This is a genomic window from Chromatiaceae bacterium, from assembly GCA_024235395.1.
Lineage (GTDB): Bacteria > Pseudomonadota > Gammaproteobacteria > Chromatiales > Chromatiaceae > Thiosocius.
Window position 1 is genome coordinate 132586 of sequence record JACKMK010000001.1, and the last position, 20185, is coordinate 152770.

A 20185-nucleotide genomic window follows, 5' to 3' on the forward strand; every position below is an offset into this window, starting at 1 on the left:
TTGGTGGCGTCCTACGACTTATCCGATCCTGAGCGCTCAGCGACATCGAGATTGTGTCGCCAGTGGTCGATGTCGCGATCGAACAGGCGGCGACTCTCTTCCGGCCCCCAACTGCCGGCAGGATAGGTGGTGATGAAATCGCGCTCGATCGACCATACCCGAAGAATCGGGTCGACGATCCGCCACGCGTACTCGACCTCGTCGTAACGCAGGAACAACGAGCGGTCACCTTCCATGATATCCAGCAGCAGCCCCTCGTAGGCGTCGGCGTAGACATCGCTCTGCGCGCGGAAGCCGGCATCCAGGCTCACCTCGCGCGTCTGCATCTCCAGGCCTGGAACCTTCGCAGTCAACTGGATGCGCAGGCATTCGCATGGCTGGATACCGAGTATCAGCCAGTTGCGTTCCATCTGCTGGATATGGGTGTCGCGGAAAAACTGGGTCGGCGGCTGGCGGAACCGGATCATGATGCTGGACATGCTTTCGGTCATACGTTTGCCGGTGCGCAGGTAGAACGGCACGCCGCGCCAACGCCAGTTGTCCACATAGACCTTCAATGCCGCATAGGTCTCGGTCACGCTGTCGGCGGGTACGCCGTCTTCGTCAAGATATCCTTTCACCGCCTTGCCGCCGATCCGGCCCGCGCCGTACTGGGCACGAAACGCCTGCGAGTGCACCGCACTCGCTGGAATCGGGCGCACTGATTTCAGCACCTTGACCTTCTCGTCACGCAGCGCTTCCGCTTCCATCGAGACCGGTGGCTCCATGGCCACCAGTGTCAAAAGCTGCAGCAAGTGGCTCTGTATCATGTCGCGCAACGCACCGGCACCATCGTAATACGGTGCACGCGAGCCCACACCCAGCTGCTCCGAATGCGTGATCTGCACGTGATCGATGTAGTTGCGATTCCACAGCGGCTCCAACATCACGTTTGCGAACCGGAACACGAGGACGTTGCGGACCGTCTCCTTACCCAGGTAATGATCGATACGGTAGATCTGCCGCTCGTCGAGGAACCGCGTCAACCGGGTCTGTAGCGCCTGCGCGCTGTCGAGGTCGTAGCCGAAAGGCTTTTCGATCACTACCCGCCGCCAGCCCGTCTCCTCCTTGAGCAGACCGGCACGACTGAGGCTCTCGGTGACTATGCCAAACTCGGCCGGACGGATCGACAGGTAGAACGCGACGTTCGACGAATAATCCGGTTGTTTGCTCAGATAGTCGGCGAGCCGATCGTACATCTCCGCATCACCGATCTCGCCGCGGAAGTAGTCCAGGCGCTGTTCGAAACGCGCGAGCACCTCGGGATCGACGCCGGTCTTGATACCATCGTTGAGCATGGTGCGAGCTTCGTTCAACCACCGCTCACGGTCCCACGGCCGCCGGCCGGTTGCCAGAATTCGGCAGTTCGCGGGCAGCTTGCCGGCCGCGTCCAGCTGGTACAGGGCAGGCATCAGCTTGATGCGCGACAGGTTGCCCGTCGATCCGAAGATCACGAAGGTGCAGGGCTCGATCGACACGCTCATGCTCAGGCCTCGTAGGTCGTGGATGCGACCTTGCCGCCATGCCCCGTCCAATCGGTATGGAAGAACTCCCCGCGCGGTCGGTCGACGCGCTCGTAGGTATGTGCACCGAAGTAATCACGCTGTGCCTGCAGCAGGTTTGCCGGCAGACGTTCGCTGCGGTAGCCGTCGAAATAGGCCAACGCCGACGCGAATGCCGGCGCCGCGATCGCCTGTTCGACCGACAGCACCAATGCCCGCCGCCATCCCGCTTCGGCCCCTTGCAGTGCTGTGGTGAAGAAATCGTCCAGCAACAGGTTGTCGAGTTTCGGGTTGCTGTCGAACGCCGCCTTGATGTTGCCGAGGAACTTGCTGCGGATGATGCAACCGCCGCGCCACATCAGCGCGATACCACCATAATTGAGCTCCCAGCCCTGCTCCTTCGCCGCTTCGCGCATCAACATGAATCCCTGGGCATACGAGATGATCTTGGATGCGTACAAGGCATCGTGCAGTGCCCGGAGATGAACCTCGCGGTCGCCCTGCACGCCCTGGCGGGACGGCATACCGAACTTCCGCGACGCCCTGACGCGTTCGTCCTTGAGCGACGACAACACCCTGGCGAATACCGCCTCGCCGATCAGCGTCAGAGGAACGCCGAGATCCAGCGCGCTGATCCCGGTCCACTTGCCGGTGCCTTTCTGGCCCGCGGTATCGAGGATCTTGGTCACCAGCGGTGTCCCGTCGTCGTCCTTCTTCGCGAGGATGTCCGCGGTGATCTCGATCAGGTAGGAATCCAGCACACCGCCATTCCAGCGGGCGAACACCTCGTGCATCTCGTCGTGGCTCATGCCGAGCGCGCCTTCCATCAGGGCGTAGGCTTCGCAGATCAGCTGCATGTCGCCGTACTCGATACCGTTATGGACCATCTTGACGAAATGCCCGGCGCCCTCCTGTCCGACCCACTGGCAGCAGGGTTCGCCGTCGACCTTGGCGGCTATCGACTGGAAGATGTCCTTGACCAGCGGCCATGCCTCCGGGTCTCCGCCGGGCATGATCGAGGGGCCGTGCCGGGCCCCCTCTTCACCGCCCGAGATCCCGGTACCGATGAAACGAAGGCCCTTGTCACGCAGGTAGGCGGTCCGCCGCGTGCTGTCCGGATAATGGGAATTGCCGCCATCGATGATGACATCGCCAGGCTCCAACAGGGGCACGAGCATCTCGATGAAGCGGTCGACCACTTCGCCCGCCTTGACCATCAGCATCACTTTGCGTGGCTTGGACAGCGCTTCGACCAGTTGCTCGAGACTGTGCGCACCGACGACCGTCGTATCTTTCGCCGGCCCATCGAGAAACTCGTCGACCTTGCTGGTCGTGCGGTTGTAGACCGCCACCCGGTAACCGTGATCGGCCATGTTGAGTACCAGATTCTGACCCATTACCGCGAGGCCGATCAGGCCGATGTCCGCCTTTACCATGTCGTCTTCCTTTGTGCAGTTACCGCCATCCCGCAAATGTAGACGAATAGCCAGGCTTGTTCATGCCCGCGGCTAGACGCAGATCAAGCGAGTTGGATGCGGTGTGGTTTGAACCAATGGGGCCGGTTTCGATCCCTGCAGAATCTGCGCGCTTCAAGTCGATCCTTCGTTTCCGGCTGGCTGCGGCATGCCGGCGAGATGCACGAATGCGGGCGGCGCCGAACCGTCCTTGTCCTGCCCGAAGTAGATCGTCTGGTGCGGAAATGGGATCTCGATCCCCTGTTCGTCGAACCGCTGTTTGACGAGACGATAAAACGTTCTGCCCGCGGCCCATTGCTTGCCGGGTTGGACCTTGATGCGACCTTTTATGACCACGGCAGAATCCCCCAGCGCATCCAGGCCAAACACCTCGACCGGTTCCAGGACCGTCTCGCCGATCTCCGGTTCTTGGCGCAGCTCCTCGCCGATCTGCTTGATCAGCTCGATCACGCTCGCGACATCCTCCCGGTAGGCGATACCGATCTCGAACACATGGCACGAGTAGTCGCGCGTCAGGTTGCTCACACCCTCGATCGCGCTGAACGGAATGGTGTGCACGGTGCCGCTCAGATCGCGCAACCGGACCGTGCGGATCGACAGTGCCTCGACGACCCCACCCTTGTCGCCCAACTTCACCACGTCACCGACGGCCATAAGGTCCTGGAACAGAATGAACACGCCGGTGATGACATCCTGCACCAGGCGCTGGGCACCGAAGCCGATCGCCAGGCCGACGACCCCCGCACCGGCCAGCAGCGGCGCGATGTTGATGCCCAGTTCGGACAGCACCATCAGTGTCGATACCACCGTCAGGATGACCAACAGCGCATTGCGCCCGACCGCGAGCAATGTGCGGACGCGTGGCGACCGACTGGCACCGGTATCCGGATCGTTGCTCGCCAGAAAACGCTCGATCGCACCGCTCGACAGTTCCCAGAGCACGATCGCGATCCCCAGGATCAGCAGGATGTTCAGGGTCGCACCGATCAGCACCTTACCGCTGCCCTCGGCAAACCAGCTCAGCGCATCGATACCCCAGGCGTCCGCGATCAACAGCACCGCGACCACCGCAATCACGCCTTTGAGCAGCCATTGCAGGATCGGGAAGTAACGGTTCAGCCGGGCCTCGAGGCCCGGCAGGCTGTTGCGCAGTTCATCGGACAGCCTGAGACCCGTCCCGAACACGCGATCCGATGCGCGAAACAGCAGCACCGACAACGCAATGACCGCCAGCGAGACCAGCGTCGCCTTGAGCACGAACACCGCACCGTGCTCGACCTGCATCGCCCAGACGCCGAAAATCACGACCAGGTAGAGACTCGCGACGACATGCCAGATACGTGCGAATCCACGCCGCAAAGGTGCGAGCGGTCGGGGTTGTTCTCCCTCCCTGGAACCGGCGATCGCATCACCGATCTTCTGTCTGTTCTGAGCGATCAGCACCAACAGCAGCGCAACGACCACGGCACCCAGGAGATGCAGCAGGAGCTGATACACGGCGCCCTTCAGGCCCAGCAGCAGCGCGGCCTGCAACGTGAAGAATCCGTAGATCGAGATCAGTGCCAGACGTTTGACCCAGTGATGCACGTAGTTTGCCGTCTCGTCGCTGGTCTCCCACAGCCTCAGGTGCGATGCATCGGGGGCAAACAGAAACGCAGAAACCGCCAGCACCAGGCGTGAAATGATCGACGCGTTGATCAGTGCGAGCGCCACCAGCCGGGTCTCCTGGCGCGGATCAATCACGGTCAACACACCGTAGGCTGCGACGGCGAACGCCGCTATCGGCAGGATGTCCAGCAACAAGCGTCCGAGCAGGTGGACCAGCCGCCGCACCAGTCCCGGCACCGGTTGCCTATCGCCTCTGCGACGCGCACGACGGATGGGCCAGGCGATCAATGCCGCAGCGGCGAACCCCGCGGCCAACACGACGAACAGGCGTCCGATGATCCTCAGCCAGCGTGCTCGTACCGCTGGGTCACGCAGTGCCGTGGCCCACTGCACCAGCGTATTCGGCAGGTCGCGCAGGTGGCCGAGCAGCAGGGAAGCGCTGCCGGCCAGTTCCGCGATCCGCTCCGAGACGGCCGTGAGTGCGTCGGCAGCCGCGGACTTCACGCTGTCTTGCGGTTCGGCCTGCTGCGCATCGACTGCGGCCAGCGTCCGCAGCGACTCGATCAGCTGCTTGCGCTGCGCCTCATCTTCGAGCCGTTCTATCAGCACCTGGATCTGTCGACTACTGAGCGGTGCCTGTTCCGCCACTTCCGCGGTCTCCGCCGCGTCGAGCGGGCGGACCGCCACCATCAGGACCAACAACAGGACGCGCCGAATGAATCCACCAGTTAACTGCATACTTGTTCTGTTATCCCGTTCCCGGGCGGCTGTCACCACCCAGAGGCTCGCAGAGAACCACGACCGATTGCAAGGTCGACGACGAATAACGCCCGCGGAAACGCGGGATATACGGCGTTCTACTAAAATAACGACAGGCAGAGCGGTCGACTCAGGTCATGGATCCTGTCGGCGTGGCCGGGGCCCTTGCCTCGCACCGCGCCTGCACCCACCGCATCGGCTGTCGATCGGGGACGTGTGCCCATACCGGGTGACGGCGGTGCAACCGGGCGAACCGCGGGTTCTGGGCCAAAGCTCACGTCCACGGCGTGAATTTTTCACCCACGCCGCGGGTGGCATCGACCTAGTCTAGACCGCACAGAGAGAACGACTTGAAGGCGCTGGAGGCCAGTGATGTATTGTCCAGAATGTGGAGCAGAAAACCCGGATGATGCGCGTTTTTGCGGCAGCTGCGGCAAATCGATGCAGGTGACGACGCCCCCCCCGGTGACCGACCGGCCGACCAGGGTAATCGAACCCACCGGAGGTGACGAAGCGGTCTCGGATGGCCTGAAATACGGCGTCATGGCGGCCAGCCTGCTGATCCCGCTGATCGGCATCGTGATGGGCCTCTACTACATGGCCAAGGGAGACAGCGAAGCCAAGAAAGGCGTCGGGCGGCTGTGGCTGTACGTCGGCATCGGCATCGTGGTGTTCTACATGGCGATCAGCGGCGAGTTCTGAGATGGCAACAGGCACCGGGTACATTTCGATCAGCCGCGAACGTTCGGTTTCCTACGGCCTGCGCGCTTTCACGCTGGTGATCGACGACCAGACGGTCGACAAGATCCGATCCGGTGAATCGAAGCGTTTCGCATTGCCTGGCGGGCGGCACAGTATCCGGGTCCAACTCGACGGGTACAAGAGCAGGCCGCTCGAGGTCGACCTGCAGGCCGGCGAGACGATCACCGTGGAATGCGGCAATCTGGCGCCCAAGACGCTGCGCGAATCTTTCTCGTTGAGCGGGATCGGGCAGTCGCTGAAGGCGTTGTCGGCACCCGAAGACTATCTGTTCGTCAAGCGGGTCGGCAGCGACCACGCCGCCGCACCGGCAGCGCCACGCCGCGAAACGCCTTCGCCCCCGCGCAAGGCGCGCAGCGACCTGACCCTGTTCGTTTCCTACCGGCGCGAAGACAGTCGTGCGGTCACCGGTCGAATCTGTGACCGCCTGACCGCCCACTTCGGCCGCCGCGGGGTATTTCGCGACGTCGATTCGATCCCGATCGGCATGGATTTCCGCGACAAGATCCGCGAGACCATCGATCAGGCCGACATGCTGGTCGCGGTCATAGGTCCACGGTGGGTCGACATCCGTGACCAGCACGGCGAGGTGCGTCTCGCCCAACCCGAGGATTATGTCCGACTCGAGATCGAGAGCGCACTGGCCAAGGGTATCCCGGTGATCCCTGTCCTGATCGATGACGCGCCGATGCCGGGCACCGATCAACTGCCGGAATCGCTGGCGCAGTTCGCGTACCTCAATGCACTGTTTATCCCGCGCGAGCCGTTCTTTCACGCCGGCGTCGACAAACTGATCGAGGAGATAGAGCAACTGGCCGGCCATGCGCCACAGGCGCGCAAACAGTTCTGTGTCGGCTGCGGCAGTCCGCTGGCAGCCGGTCAGCGTTTCTGCACCGGCTGCGGACGACCGACGACCGCTGCGTGACGGCGAACGCAGCGTCTCTTGAAGGGTCGGGCATTCGCGGTCAGGATAGCGGCACCGTCTGGCCGCAACGAGGTATCGAATCGATGAACAGGCTGCTGGGTGTTCTGCTCCTGGTGCTGTGCACGCCGGCCCCGGCGTCCGATCTGGCACGCGAAAACCGGTGGGCGGCGGAGATCGCCGATTCGATCATGACCGGCGATGTCGAATACCTCGATGCCGATGGGCATCGATTCCTGGCGCTCTATACACCGGCGGCGAGCGACCCGGCGAAGGGTGCGGTGATCGTCGTTCACGGCAGTGGTGTGCACCCGAACTGGCCGGACGTGGTCTACCCATTGCGCACCGGCCTCGCGGAGCACGGCTGGGCCACGCTGTCGCTGCAGATGCCGGTGCTGGCAGCCGATGCGAGCGGCAAGGATTACTTCCCGGTGCTGAACGAGGTGCCGCCGCGCATGGAGGCCGCCCTGGCTTTCCTCCGCGAGCAGGGTTTCGAGCACGCGATCGTCGTGGCGCATAGCCTGGGCAGTCTGATGAGCACCTACTGGTTGAGTCACGCCCAGCCATCCGCGGTCAGCGCCTTCGCCGGCATCGGCGCGACCGATGCGAGCAACGGGGCCGACGAGAGCGTCGTCGCGTACCTGAAGAAGATCCGTACACCGGTGCTGGATCTGTACGGCGAACACGACCTGCCTGGCGTGATGGCGCAAGCGGCCGACCGCGCGGCCGCGACGGGCGTCGCGGGCGGCACACTCACCCAGGTACAGACACCGGGCGCGAATCATTTCTATCAGGGCAAGGAAGAGGAGTTGGTGCAGACGCTGCTGCAGTGGCTCGAGGAACTCCCCCGCTAGCCCCCGACACCGCCTGGACCCGGTGTTGTTGCGCGCCGACCCTCGCGACGGGACCGCCGGGGTCTCTCCGATCAGGGCCGCGTCCCCTCACCCGACGCGCGCCTCGCATGTAGATAGCGCAGATGCGTCGGCGACGAAAGATCGCCGGCGTCCAGCCAGATCAGATGCAGATCGCCGGACGGGTCGAGGTCCATTGCCGGACTCCCCTGGTAACCGGGCCCGGATGCACCCGGCACGACCAGGTCGGCGCTCCAGCGGCCGTCGTCGGTCCACGACAGGATGATATCGCCCGGTTCCGCCTGGTCACCCCAGCTCTCGCGCGTGTCGTCCCAGGCGGCGACGAAGCGCTCTCCGCCCGCGAGCGCCGCGTGCCACTGCGGTACCGTGGCACCGAACTCGTCCTGGACCATCACATTCGGCCCGAAGCGGTCTCCCTGGTCGTCGCTCGACGCACCCCAAACCGCGTAGCCGGACGCGGGATTGCGCTTGTCGAGCCAGATCGCACGCAGCTCGCCGTCGGCTGCACGCGCGACCATCACGCGCATCACCCCGCTACCGAGGCCGACGCCGTCAGGGCTGCCATCGTGCGGACCGCTGTGTTCGTTGAGTTGTCGCTCCGCGGCGAAATCTCCCCCGGCAGAAGAGCGGCTGTGGAACAACCGCGTATGGCCGGCACGCCGGTCTTCCCAGGCGACCACGAGGTGCCCATCGGCGGTCCAGGTCGCCGCCGGGTGCCCCTGGTAGGGGTGATCGTCCAGCGGTGCGACCTGCACCGTGGGAGACACGGCCTCGATGGACCGGCCCGTGACATGCAGCTCGGCGGACTCGAGCAATTGTCCGCCATCCCGGTCGCGCGCCCAGACTGCCGCTACCCGGCCCTGCGCAGCAGTGGCCAAGGTCACCTGTCTGCTGCCAGAACCGGCCAGTGTCACGCGTGGGCCTATACCCTTCGCATCGACGACGACCGCCCTGATCTGTCCGTCCTGCTCCCAGGCCGCCAACCAGCGCTGTCGGTCTAGTGCGACGATTGCCGGCTCGTATGCCTCGCCACCGTCACTGAGACGCATGCTCGGCGGAAAGACCACCACTGCGTGCGGCTTGATGACGGCATAGACCTGTGGCGTAGCGTCTCGATCATCCTCCCAGACCAGCGCGACCGCGTCGTCGGTCGCGGCCACGTGGCGCCGGCCGGCTCCGTCGAGGTGATGAAAATGGGGTGTTCCCTCGCCGCCGGCCACCTCGAGCGGTGCGCCGAAATCCCACGGGGCCGCGCTCAGCGCCGACGACCACGCGAGGACGCCAAACAGCAGACGATGCTTCACGCGGCGTCGGCCTTGAAGCTGCCAAAGTCCTGCACCTTGTAGTGTTCGCCACCGACGAACCTGTCGTACAGCAGAAACTCTTCGGCGGTCTGATACCCGGGAGCACGCAGGATCGGCTTGCCGTTCGGTTCCATGAAGTAGAAGAACGGCGTGCCGACGACCTTCAGGCGCACGCCCAGTTCCATCTCGGTGACACGTTCTCCGCTGGGTAGTCGCAGCCGTCTGCCGCTCTCTGAATCCACGTAAGCGAGCACGTAATTCGCGTTGTAACGCTCGATAACGCGCGGGTCGGTGAAGCTTTCGCGGTTGGTCCGCTCGCACGACGGGCAACCGTGGCGACCGAAGTAAAGGAACACCCGTTTCTGCTCCTTGGCGGCCGTCTTCAACGCCTCGTCGAACGGCAGGAATGTCCATTCCTGCGGCGGGTCGGCGCTCGCAGTCGCCGCCCAGGCGATCGACACACACAGGCAGAAGACGATATGCACCACTGACGGCGATCGATGTTGCTGCATGACCGGATTCCTCGTTGGTGCGCCCTGCCGGGCGATAGGAGCCGAATATACCCGATCTGCAGCGCCCACTAGCCCCGCCGCCGACCGCTCAGATCGACCACGAACACCAGGGCCAGCACCGCCAGATAGACCGCAAACGCCACGCCGACCCACTCCGCCATCGTCAGCGACAGCCACTCCCACTGGATGTCGTCGCAGTAGCCGGTCGGCAGAAACATGCCGGGCCACCATTCGTCGAGACGCATCCAGGACGGAAACTCCGGCGAAAAGCTGCAGCTCAGGGCCGCCGTCTTGTCGACCTGGATACCGACGTGTTCGAGTGCCAGCCGCAACCCCCAGCCCGCGCTGATACCCCATAGGAGGTACCCGCCGAGCCTCACGATGAACGCAGCCGGGTAGAGCGCGCCGAACAAGCCGGCCAGCATCAGCCCAGCGACGGCAAGTCGCTCGTAGATGCACATCACGCAGGGGTCGAGCTGCATGCCGTATTGGAACCACAGGGCCGCCAGCTCCAGCCCCAACGCGGTCGCCGCAAGCGCCAACCAGGACGAGCGCCGCTCGACCCAGCGCCGCGACTTCGGCCTCTGCAATGGCATCGATTGTCCCTCCGCGCGACAGGCGCCGTTTTTCGTTGCTACGTCTGGCCGGCATGATACCCGTACCCCAGCCGTGATGCCGATCACCTGCTCAGGGCGCGGTACCGAGATCCTGCTCGACCATCCGCAGGATCGCCTCGAGCAGCGCCTCGCGCGGAAAGTCGTTGTGATTCACCAGGGTCGCACGCAACAGCGAATGGCTGCGCGCCACCGGTACCGCCAGTGCCCAATGGTCCGCATTCACGTAACCGATCAGGCGGCTGCCCGGTATGACCTGGTCGTAGAAGGTCACCTGGCTGTCGTTGCGTGCATCGATACGGGCCAGTTTCCTGTAACTCGGACGCAGCACGGCCGAGATGCGCGCCGGGTCAGGGAAGGTGACCAGGGAATAGTAGGGCACATCGGACGGCAGCGGATTTTCGGCAAGCCAGGCTTTGCGGGCCGCCGGCCGCAGGTCCTCGAGACCACCGCCGTCGCCGGCGGTGCAGCGCGAGCCGGGCCAGTACTGCAGCAGGTTCACCTGCCACTGCTCGGCCTCGTTGGCCAGCGCCGAACCGCCGATCGCACCTGCGGTGCTGACCACTGCGGCGATCCGCGGCCTGATCTCCGGGTAGGCGACGATCGCCTCGAGGATATCCGGCGCACCCTTCGAATAGCCCACCAGCACGATGTCCGGTGATCCGCCGGGGTCCGATCGGCGCATCAGCGCATCGCGGATCTGGCGTGCGTTGTGGGCGCTCCCGGACAATGCATCGACCTGCAGCATCTCCGCGTCGTAACCGTACTGCCGCAGGTGCGTCGCGACGCTGCCAGAGGGATGCAGCCAGTCGGCGAAACAATCCCAACCGATCCCCGGTACGACGAGAGCGGTCAGCCGCCGCCGGGACTCACCCAGGTCGACCGGGGCCCCGCTCCCCGGCGGTTCCGTCCCCACCTCGACCAGCGCCTCGTCGCAGGGCCGATAGTCCGGAAGGTCCGCACCGCCGCGTCCGAGCACCGCACAGAAAATCTCGCGAAAACGCCCCCTTTTATCGACGACCCCGGCGCTTGCGGTCGGCGTCAACACCAAGGGTGGCGTATCGGTGGAGTACGGCAAAAGTGGCTTGGTGCCGCAGGCCGACAACAGCATACCGGCCAGCAAGAGTGGCACGAGACGCCACAGCTCGGCCGACGGGCGCAACGCGCGATCGGCACCCGAATCGGGCGCGCCCTGAGGTCTGGGGAGTTTAGGGGTTGGCATGCGCATCATCCTGAAGTCTGGCGGCGTCGACACGGTCCTGAAGGTACGGAACCCAGTCGAGGAGTTCGATGTCCGACAGCGCCAGCGGCCGGGTAGAGATAAACAGCACCGCACGCAGACCGTCGCTGGCATAGTGCGCATCCGCCCCCGATGGGCCGGCGACGACGCCGTTGACGAATCCGAGCCGCGCCAGTCCGCCCGAGTAGATCAGATCCTGAATCAACAGGTTGCGCGCCTCATCGACCAGCGGGTGCAAGACCGTTCCGGCGCGATCGACATCGGCGAACCGTCCACCCGACGGCCTGCCCACCTGGCCAAGGAACACCGGTTGGCCGCGGAAGGTGAATGACGCCAGCCACAGGCGCAGCCACTGCGAGGTCGCACCTCTTTCGTGGCCCTTGTCCGCAACAAAATCCGGTGGTCGTCCGGCGTATGCCTGACCGTCGTCGCCGGCGAAGACAGCACGCCGGTAGCCACGCCTCACCACCGCCGCGGCAATGTCCTCGAGACCGCCGATCATCACGAGATTGAGGGGATCGCCCCCGCGCATCCCGCCCGCCACGTCTGCACAGCACGGCAGTTGCTCGAGCGCGTCGCGCAGGGCCTGGGGGGCGGTGAAATCCTTGCCGGCCTGCGCGGCCAGTTGCGTACGCACCCGCTGTACCGGGCTGTCCGATGCGTCGTCCGGGATGGGCAGAAACAGCGTGAACGGAACCAGATGCCGCACCCCGAGGAGATCGACGTTCAGCACCTTGGTGCGGTGATGTCGATTGGTGAACAGGATACCGCTGCGAGTGGATTGCGGCGGGATCGGGTTCTCGAAGGCCAGTGCGTTCAGATGTGCATCGATCGCGGCATTTCGCTGTGGGGAAAGCTTGCCATGGAACGACCATGCGAGCCTGTCAGGAATTTTGTGTTTGTGAGCCATACTGACTCCCGCAAGGGAAGGAGCAAGTATGGCGAAGAAGACTACCCCGGCGTTCAGCGCCGAGATGCTTGATCAACTGCTTGATGGCCAGGACCCGACGACGGTGCTGCGCTCGGATGGGCTGATCGGCGATCTTAAGAAAGCCCTGGCCGAGCGCATGCTCAATGCCGAGTTGGATGTCCACCTCGACTCCGAGGCTGAGCAAGCAGCAGGTAACCACCGCAACGGTTCGAGCCAGAAGAGGGTGCTCAGCGACGACGGCGAGCTGGTCCTGTCGATCCCGCGCGACCGCCACGGTCGCTTTGATCCAGCGCTGATTCGCAAGTACCAGCGCCGCTTTCCAGGCTTCGACGAGAAGATCATTGCGCTATATGCCCGTGGCATGAGCACCCGTGATATCCAGGCCCACGTCGGCGAGCTCTACGGTGTGACGATCTCACCCGACCTGGTTTCAGCGGTGACCGATTCGGTCATCGATGAGGTCCGTGCCTGGCAGTCTCGCCCCCTGGAATCGACCTACGCCATCGTGTTCTTCGATGCGCTACGGGTGAAGATCCGCGACGAGGGTATGGTCCGCAACAAAGCGGTTTACCTTGCCATCGGCGTGCGCTGCTCTGGCCACAAAGAGGTGCTGGGGCTATGGATCGAGCAAACCGAGGGCGCCAAGTTTTGGCTGCGGGTGATGAACGAACTGAAAGCCCGCGGCGTCGGAGACATCCTGATTGCCGTGGTCGACGGCCTCAAAGGCTTTCCCGACGCGATCACGGCAGTTTTTCCGGATACCGTCGTCCAGACCTGCATCGTCCACCTGATCCGTAACTCGATCCAGCTGGCGTCCTGGAAGGATCGCAAGGCGCTCGCTGCGGCGCTCAAGCCGATCTACCAAGCCGACCATGCCGAGGCCGCTGAGCAGGCGCTGAGCGACTATGAGAACGGCCCTTGGGGTGAGCGTTTCCCAACGGTGGCACAGAGCTGGCGACGCAACTGGGAGCACGTCATCCCGTTCTTTGCCTTTGCCGCGCCGGTGCGCAAAATCATCTACACGACCAACGCCATCGAGAGTTTGCACAGTGGCGTACGCAAGAGCATCCGCAACAAGGGGCACTTCCCGAACGACGAGGCCGCCAGCAAACTGATCTGGCTGGCGTTGCGCAACATCACGGTGAAGTGGAAAAATCCACCCATCGCTTGGGCCGCGGCAAAAGCCCAGTTCGCTATTCAATTCGGTGACCGATTCACCCTGGATGGCTGATTAACTGAAACGGCTCACACACAAAAATTCTGACACCACCGACCATGCAACCTCGAGGGGCGAAAAATAGTCCGGATCGGTGCCGGCCCGCAACAGCCAGTAGGTCTGTGGCGTCGGATTTTCGATCTCGACCCATACCGGCTGCACACCCGACCCGTTCACGTCGAGCCCGAACAGGGAACGACTCTCATCGCTGCTCAAGACCGCAGCGCGCATCTGGATGTCGCCGTGCGTTGCGCGCAATGCACGTGACCGCAGCGACGCGACGTCTCCCGTCGGTGCCTGCCAGGTCGCGCATCCTGCCATCCACACGCAGCACAGCGCGAGCAAGCCAGCTGCGACGAAACGCTTCCGGTACCGGTTCGTCGTCACAACCGATCGATGGACTGCAGAGTGAAATGTCACCGATGTTTCCCCTCGAGCTGCCGATCGATGAATCCCCCGCTACGCCGCCGCCATGGCAGGAACTCGATCTCACCGAGCGACTTCGGATAGCTGCCGAACAACAGCACGACGCGCAGACCATCGGTGTAGTACGGATCTGTGGTGAGATTGCCGCGCGGCGCCGACGGTGGCGCCTCGCCGACCCCCCCGACCAGACCGATGGCGCCAAGATTCTGCGAATAGGCCATGTCCTCGATCAGCGCGGTACGGGCCTCGTCCACATCCGGATCGATCTTGTGGGTCGTCAGGTAGGGAGAATGGATCGTGAGCCGACTGCCGATATCGCGGCTGATCTGTCCCACCCAGACCGGCTGACCGCGGTAGCGCATGGGGCTTAGCCACAACCGCAGGTGATTGCGTTGGTGGATATTGTCCCGGGCGCGTTGCAGCGCGAGATCCTGCTGCCGCCCGAACAGGTATAGCGGGCTGACCGGCGCATAGGGGTAGCGGTCGCCGAGCAACGCCGATTTCGCCATCTGGGTGACCGATCCCAACCAGGTCTGCTCGGTCGGTCGCCAGCCTCGGCGGACCAACGCAGGAAACGCGTCCTTTACGCCACCGATGACCACCAGGTTCACCGGATCCCCAAGCCGGGTCCCATGGCGGTTGCTGACGCAACACGGCAGCCTCTCCAGCGCGTCGCGGAACGCGTCGTCGTCCGTGTAGTCGACGACCTGGTCGGCTGCATACAGCCGCGGCAAGGTATGCTCGATCTCGGCATAATCCGCGCGAAAGCCGGGCACCCGGTTGAACAGCGAGAACGAACGCAGGTCGCCACTGGTCACCAGGTCCACCTGTACAATCTTCAGTCCCTGGTCGAGGTGCGTCAGGACGAAACCGGATACCTTGCGTGCCGGGGGAACGGGGTTGTGAAACGCAAGCCGCTGGAAACGTTCCGCAACTTTGCCGCCACCCTCCTGGCCGGCAAACGCCTCAGCGGCTTCCGACGCCGGAAAGAAATGCGGGTCCATACCGGTGAACATCAGCCAGTACGGCCGGTCGCTTTGGTTGTCGACCTCTATCCAGACCGGCTGAATACCCTTGGCGGCAAGCGGCACGCCGTACAGGGATTCGCCCTCGTCCGCCGACAGGACGCTGGTCGCGACGGTCACACCGCTTTCGCTGGCGGTCACCAGGCGCTGCTTGAAGTCGCCCGTGGCATGCACCGGCTCCGCGCCGAGCGATGCGCATCCCGCCAGTCCCAGCGCACCGAGTACACCAAGCACAGCTGCAACGATAAAGCGAATCACGATCGGCAGTACTCCCAAGCCGGCGCGCTCATCGCGAGGCCGGAAAAGATTGACTCCATCGACCTTCGAACTATAGGTCGCAAAACGTGCTATCGCCTATCTGGCCGATCGCAGTGTGTCGCCGGGGGGGCGCCATCGGACCGAACGGGCGACGGCTACGCGGCCCGTCAAAAGGATGCCGCGAGACCAAGCGAAAAACCCCTGACGTTTTCTCCGAACACGTAACGCCCGACGATGCGGGTGCGGGTGATCACCACCGGGTAGGCGCTCGAATCGAATTCAATGCCGGCACCCAGTGACGTCAGCGCGTCGAAACCCAAGGCTCCGCTCTGGGCGCCATAGTAGCGGGTGTGCGAGGTCTCGAGCACGTAACGCAATGGACGTTGCATCAGCTGGATCCCGGTCGGCGCTCGCCAGCGTGCCCAAACACCCGCGCTGTTGGTTTCCGATTCGCCGTCCAGGCCGGAGGTGGTGCCGCCGATCGACCTCAGACCGATGTAGGAATAACGCAGCTCGACGTCGACCTCGTAGTCGTCACGGATCAGTTCGTAGTCGAGCATCAGTGAACCACCCAGTCCGTAGGCGCCCATCCGGCCGCCGTCGACGATCTCGAACTCGGTATCGAATCGGTCGTTGACGATTGCCTGCGCGATGGTCGCGTCGGTCGCGACATAACCGAGGGTAAAGTTGAAAATCGGCCGTACGACCAGGGAGCCGTCTGCATTCACGGGAAAATCCCAGCCGACGCCGCCGGTGGCGGCAAACGAATTCCATTTGACCGGAATACGGCGTTGCTCCCCGCCACGCGAGGCGATGAACACGGGGTCGTAGCGGTTGTATCCCAGCGTGCCTTCGAGGTACAGGGGCACACTGCGGCTGACCGTGAAACCACCGCCCAGGGTGGTCTGCCAGATACCCGGATTGCCCTCCGACAGGTTGTCGTTACGGATCGTCAGCGAGGCCGTCGTGACATCCGGCAGCACGGTGAACGACATCAACGTGAGCGCGCCATCGGCAATCTGCTTGAGATCGGCGTGCGAGACACCCAACTGCCAGCTGTCCGCGGATCGTACGGAAAGACTCGTAAAAATCAGGCAAGCGGCACTTGCCGCTATCGCAAACCCCATCGGATGTCGCGCGCCTGCCACCGTCTAACCGAAACCTTTGCTTGCCTGTTCAAACCCAAACGAGGTATCGAGTGGTGACCTTGGGAACATTGCGGACAACGCCGGTGCACTCTGCCCGGCCGGTGTCCCGGTTGCCCGTGCGGGCCCACGCCAAACGACCGTCACCCCGACCGACCACCATCACCCGGCCGGGATGGCGCTATCGGGTCAGCTCGGGCGCAAATACCTGCTTGACGATTTCCATCTGATCGGCCGGCAGCTCGCGGAGTGCCGCTGTCGTGTCCACACGCTGCACCGGACGACTCTCCACGACCCGAACGCTGGCCTGCGGCACCGTCGCAGCCAGTCTGCCGGTACCTTCGCCCATCACGATGCGCAGATACAGCGCGATCGCGAGCGCCAACAGGAGCAGCACAATCAGTTTGGAGAACCACCCGCTGCCAGAGGTAGATTGCTTTGCGGTCGACATGTTCACCCCTCAGATTCGATTTTTCGCCAATCTCTCGCCGGATTATCGCCTATCGTGAGGTTTCTCTCACCAGGGTCTTGTAAATCCACGCATGGACCTGGCCGGTTGCCGAGGGTAGCACCACCATCAGCCAATCCGCGCGACGTCCGATGACCCTGAGCGTCGTGTCCTGATCCAGCTGGGCGACGACCCGGTGTTCGGTCCCGGGTCCGGCCCGCACATTGATGCGATCGCCTTTGACGGTCGCAGTCCAGCCAAACCAGGATTCCTTGGCGATCTCGGGGTGCCGTTCCAGCAGGTGAACCGTTGAATCGCCGTTCAACTGCACCAGGATGTCCCGCGCGTCCTGGTGTCCCTGCCGCGCGGCCGCCAGATACCAATTGATCGCCTCGTCGAGGTCCTTCTTCATGCCCTCGCCGGTCGTGTAAGCCAGCCCGACGGCAAACTGCGCATCCGCATGTCCCTGCCGCGCCGCCTCGCCCCACCACGCCAGGGCCTGTTCGATGTCGACCGACATGCCATTGCCATTGGCGAACAGCCACCCGAGGTGATATTGCGCCTCGGCATAGCCACGCTCGGCCAGCGGCCGCCAGCGACAATACGCCTCGGCATAGTTGCCCTCGCGCAACGCCTTCATCCCGGCCTCGAACTGGCTCGGGCTGTTACCCGCACCGCAACCACCGCACAACACCAAGATCAGCAACGTGGTCGGCGCGAGTGCCGATCTCATGCGCTGGCCACCGCTGCCAGCACTCTGCGCGCGCGCGCCATACCCTGCTCCAGGTATCGATCGATCTCCGCCATCGTGATCGGCCCTTCGGTCTTGCCGGCCGCCCAATTCACGCTCAATGCGAAACAGGCGTAACACAGACCGAGTTCGCGGGCGAGCGCGGTCTCCGGCATGCCGGTCATACCCACCATGTCGCATCCATCGCGCTCCAGGCGCACGATCTCGGCCTTCGACTCCAGTCGCGGTCCCTGGGTGGCTCCGTAGGTACCGCCGTCGTACACCTCGATGTCGACGGAGCGCGCCGCTTGCAGTAGCGCGTCGCGCAGTTCAGCACAATAGGGATTGGTGAAGTCGACATGCGTCACGCCGCTGCCGTCGCCCTCGAACAGCGTGTGTTCGCGGCCCCATGTGTAATCGATGACCTGGTCGGGAACCGCCAACATGCCCGGACCGAGCGGCGCGGTGATACCACCGACCGCCGCCATGCCCACTACATGCCGGACCCCTGCCTCGCGAAGCGCCCAGAGGTTCGCGCGGTAGTTGACCCGGTGTGGCGGTATGCCGTGTGAAGCCCCGTGGCGTGGCAGAAACACCACCGGGCTGCCGTCGAAATGCCCGAATGTCAGAGGGGCGGAGGGGTCACCATACGGCGTGGTGACGATTTCCTGCCTTTCGATCTCAAGTGCCTTGAGCCGTGTAAGTCCCGATCCACCAATGATTCCAATCGCCTGCACGCTGCTACCGCCCTCCGCCACTGCCACCTCACTCCGCGACCGCAAAGATACCCGCCGCGTTGCGCCAGTAACCCTTATAGTCCATGCCGTACCCGAACACATAGCGATCCGGCACCGTCAAGCCGATGTACTGAACCGGCGGACGTACACCACGATCGTGCTCCTTCTGCACCAATACCGCAGCACGTACGCTGGCCGGTGACTGCTGGCGACAGAAACGCAGAATCGCATCCAGCGTGTAGCCCTCATCGAGTATGTCGTCGATCAGCAGCAGATGTTTGCCGGTCAGCGACTGGAGCGGTTCCGCTCTCCAGTGCAGTTCGTCGCCGGTGGTCCGCTCGCGATAACGACTGGCATGCATGTAGTCGATCCGCAATGGGAATCGCAGGCGCGGCAGCAAGGCACCGGCGGCCACCAGGCCACCGTTCATCACGCAGATCGCCAACACGTCTTCATCACCGAGATCACGATTGATCTCGGCGGCCATTCGATCGAGCGCGGCCTCGACGACTGCCGAATCGTGCAGGCAGTCGGCCTCACGCATCACCAAGATCGCCTCTTCTCGCAGTTCGTTCATTGCGGTTCACCCAGATTCAATGCAAGCGTCGATTCTGCGCTCAGCTGCGCCGCAAGCGCCGCTGCGCGATGCCAACGCGGGTCTTCTCGCAGCCGTTCTGCATGTCGAGCCGGGCGTCCATGCAGCCGGACCATACGCGATTGAGCGACCGGATCATGGTAGTCCTTGAGTTCCTCGAGCACCTCGGCGGCGCCAGCGGGATCGTTGCAGACCAGGACCATGTCGCAGCCGGCTTGTAATGCGGCGCGGGCACGTTCCGCGTAACACCCGGCATGACCGGCGGCTGCCATGCTCAGGTCATCGCTGAAAATGACTCCCTGGAAAGCGAGGCGGCCACGCAGCACGTCCTGCAGCCAGAAGCGCGAAAATCCGGCCGGCTGCTCGTCGCATGCCCGGTAGATCACATGGGCCGGCATCACCGCTTCAAGGCCGTTGTCGATCAGGCGGGCAAACGGACGCAGGTCATTGTGCAGCAGATCATCGAACGGACGATCGTCGACCGGGAGATCGGTATGCGAATCGGCGGTCACTCCGCCGTGTCCCGGGAAGTGCTTGCCGACACTGATCATGCCGGCCTCACGGGCGCCGAGCATCCAGGCTCCGGCCAGCCGGCCGACGAGTTCCGGTGAACCGGCGAATGCGCGATCGCCGATGACACCGCTCACCCCGTGATCGATGTCGAGCACCGGCGCAAAACTGAAATCGACGCCGACCGCGCGAAGCTCCGCCGCCATCAGCCAGCCCAGTTCGCGAGCTGCCCGCCGCGCCGAACGAAGATCTTCGTCGCAACCCGCGACGATCTTTGCGGCCGGTGGCAGCCGGGTGAACCCGTCGCGAAACCGCTGCACGCGACCGCCCTCCTGGTCGACCGCGATCAGCAGGTGCGGAGAACGCAACTCATGAATCTCCCTGACCAGCCGATAGATCTGGCGGGGCGAGACGTAGTTGCGGGCAAACAAAATGACCCCACCGGTTGCCGGATGCAACAGCAGCTCACGATCCTCGACACAGAGTTCGGGACCGCGAAGGTCGATCATTACCGGACCATGCAGCATTTAGGCGCCTCCCGGGCGCACGGCGGGCGGC

Annotated in this window: 20 protein-coding genes; 4 read left to right on the top strand and 16 right to left on the bottom strand. The window is 63.8% G+C overall.

Annotated elements, in window-relative coordinates; all coding sequences use genetic code 11:
• Window positions 1-11: 11 nt before the first annotated feature.
• From H6955_00600 to H6955_00610, 3 genes are all read right to left on the bottom strand, one after another.
• Window positions 12-1517: a glucose-6-phosphate dehydrogenase gene (locus H6955_00600; GenBank protein MCP5312020.1), complete on the bottom strand. Its 1506-nt coding sequence runs from the start codon at window positions 1515-1517 to the stop codon at window positions 12-14.
• Window positions 1518-1525: 8 nt separating this feature from the next.
• Complete coding sequence (gene gnd, locus H6955_00605) at window positions 1526-2977, bottom strand: decarboxylating NADP(+)-dependent phosphogluconate dehydrogenase (GenBank protein ID MCP5312021.1); 1452 nt, start codon at window positions 2975-2977, stop codon at window positions 1526-1528.
• Window positions 2978-3130: 153 nt separating this feature from the next.
• A complete protein-coding gene (locus tag H6955_00610) occupies window positions 3131-5362 on the bottom strand; it encodes a mechanosensitive ion channel (GenBank protein ID MCP5312022.1) in 2232 nt (743 codons plus the stop codon).
• Between the two features lie 393 nt (window positions 5363-5755).
• On the opposite strand from H6955_00610, the gene H6955_00615 reads away from it, so the two are divergent.
• From H6955_00615 to H6955_00625, 3 genes are all read left to right on the top strand, one after another.
• Complete coding sequence (locus tag H6955_00615) at window positions 5756-6085, top strand: zinc ribbon domain-containing protein (protein MCP5312023.1); 330 nt, start codon at window positions 5756-5758, stop codon at window positions 6083-6085.
• A gap of 1 nt (window position 6086) precedes the next feature.
• Complete coding sequence (locus H6955_00620) at window positions 6087-7067, top strand: TIR domain-containing protein (GenBank protein MCP5312024.1); 981 nt, start codon at window positions 6087-6089, stop codon at window positions 7065-7067.
• A gap of 83 nt (window positions 7068-7150) precedes the next feature.
• Window positions 7151-7918 carry a DUF3530 family protein gene (locus H6955_00625; GenBank protein MCP5312025.1) on the top strand — a complete coding sequence of 256 codons (768 nt, stop codon included), beginning with the start codon at window positions 7151-7153 and terminating at the stop codon, window positions 7916-7918.
• 71 nt (window positions 7919-7989) lie between these two features.
• On the opposite strand, the gene H6955_00630 is transcribed toward H6955_00625, so the two are convergent.
• The 5 genes from H6955_00630 to H6955_00650 all read right to left on the bottom strand — a co-directional run bounded on the left by H6955_00630 (window position 7990) and on the right by H6955_00650 (window position 12516).
• Window positions 7990-9240, bottom strand: a complete 1251-nt coding sequence (locus H6955_00630) for a hypothetical protein (GenBank protein ID MCP5312026.1) — start codon at window positions 9238-9240, stop codon at window positions 7990-7992.
• On the bottom strand, window positions 9237-9752 hold the full coding sequence (locus H6955_00635) for a thioredoxin fold domain-containing protein (GenBank protein MCP5312027.1): 516 nt from the start codon (window positions 9750-9752) through the stop codon (window positions 9237-9239). Before H6955_00635 ends, H6955_00630 begins: the two co-directional genes overlap by 4 nt.
• Window positions 9753-9820: 68 nt before the next feature.
• Entirely contained in the window at window positions 9821-10348 is a 528-nt protein-coding gene (dsbB, locus tag H6955_00640; protein ID MCP5312028.1) for a disulfide bond formation protein DsbB, read from the bottom strand.
• Window positions 10349-10439: 91 nt separating this feature from the next.
• A complete protein-coding gene (locus H6955_00645; protein ID MCP5312029.1) occupies window positions 10440-11528 on the bottom strand; it encodes a hypothetical protein in 1089 nt (362 codons plus the stop codon).
• Window positions 11529-11574: 46 nt separating this feature from the next.
• Complete coding sequence (locus H6955_00650; GenBank protein MCP5312030.1) at window positions 11575-12516, bottom strand: hypothetical protein; 942 nt, start codon at window positions 12514-12516, stop codon at window positions 11575-11577.
• Window positions 12517-12544: 28 nt separating this feature from the next.
• Here H6955_00650 and H6955_00655 point away from each other — a divergent pair, with 28 nt between their 5' ends.
• A complete protein-coding gene (locus H6955_00655) occupies window positions 12545-13768 on the top strand; it encodes an IS256 family transposase (protein MCP5312031.1) in 1224 nt (407 codons plus the stop codon).
• On the opposite strand, the gene H6955_00660 is transcribed toward H6955_00655, so the two are convergent.
• The 8 genes from H6955_00660 to nagZ form a co-directional block, all read right to left on the bottom strand.
• Window positions 13769-14074, bottom strand: coding sequence for a hypothetical protein (locus H6955_00660; GenBank protein ID MCP5312032.1), 306 nt, complete (start codon window positions 14072-14074; stop codon window positions 13769-13771).
• Window positions 14075-14169: 95 nt separating this feature from the next.
• Window positions 14170-15450 (bottom strand): LssY C-terminal domain-containing protein, encoded by a 1281-nt coding sequence (locus H6955_00665; protein MCP5312033.1) that lies wholly within the window; start codon window positions 15448-15450, stop codon window positions 14170-14172.
• A 179-nt stretch (window positions 15451-15629) separates the two neighbouring features.
• Window positions 15630-16589: a hypothetical protein gene (locus H6955_00670; protein MCP5312034.1), complete on the bottom strand. Its 960-nt coding sequence runs from the start codon at window positions 16587-16589 to the stop codon at window positions 15630-15632.
• A gap of 199 nt (window positions 16590-16788) precedes the next feature.
• Entirely contained in the window at window positions 16789-17058 is a 270-nt protein-coding gene (locus H6955_00675; protein ID MCP5312035.1) for a hypothetical protein, read from the bottom strand.
• A 49-nt stretch (window positions 17059-17107) separates the two neighbouring features.
• Window positions 17108-17788 (bottom strand): SEL1-like repeat protein, encoded by a 681-nt coding sequence (locus H6955_00680; GenBank protein ID MCP5312036.1) that lies wholly within the window; start codon window positions 17786-17788, stop codon window positions 17108-17110.
• Window positions 17785-18624 (bottom strand): S-methyl-5'-thioinosine phosphorylase, encoded by an 840-nt coding sequence (locus H6955_00685; protein ID MCP5312037.1) that lies wholly within the window; start codon window positions 18622-18624, stop codon window positions 17785-17787. Before H6955_00685 ends, H6955_00680 begins: the two co-directional genes overlap by 4 nt.
• Window positions 18551-19099: a hypoxanthine-guanine phosphoribosyltransferase gene (locus tag H6955_00690; GenBank protein ID MCP5312038.1), complete on the bottom strand. Its 549-nt coding sequence runs from the start codon at window positions 19097-19099 to the stop codon at window positions 18551-18553. The genes H6955_00685 and H6955_00690 overlap by 74 nt, the downstream gene beginning before the upstream one ends.
• A complete protein-coding gene (nagZ, locus tag H6955_00695; GenBank protein MCP5312039.1) occupies window positions 19096-20154 on the bottom strand; it encodes a beta-N-acetylhexosaminidase in 1059 nt (352 codons plus the stop codon). Before nagZ ends, H6955_00690 begins: the two co-directional genes overlap by 4 nt.
• Window positions 20155-20185 lie beyond the last annotated feature (31 nt).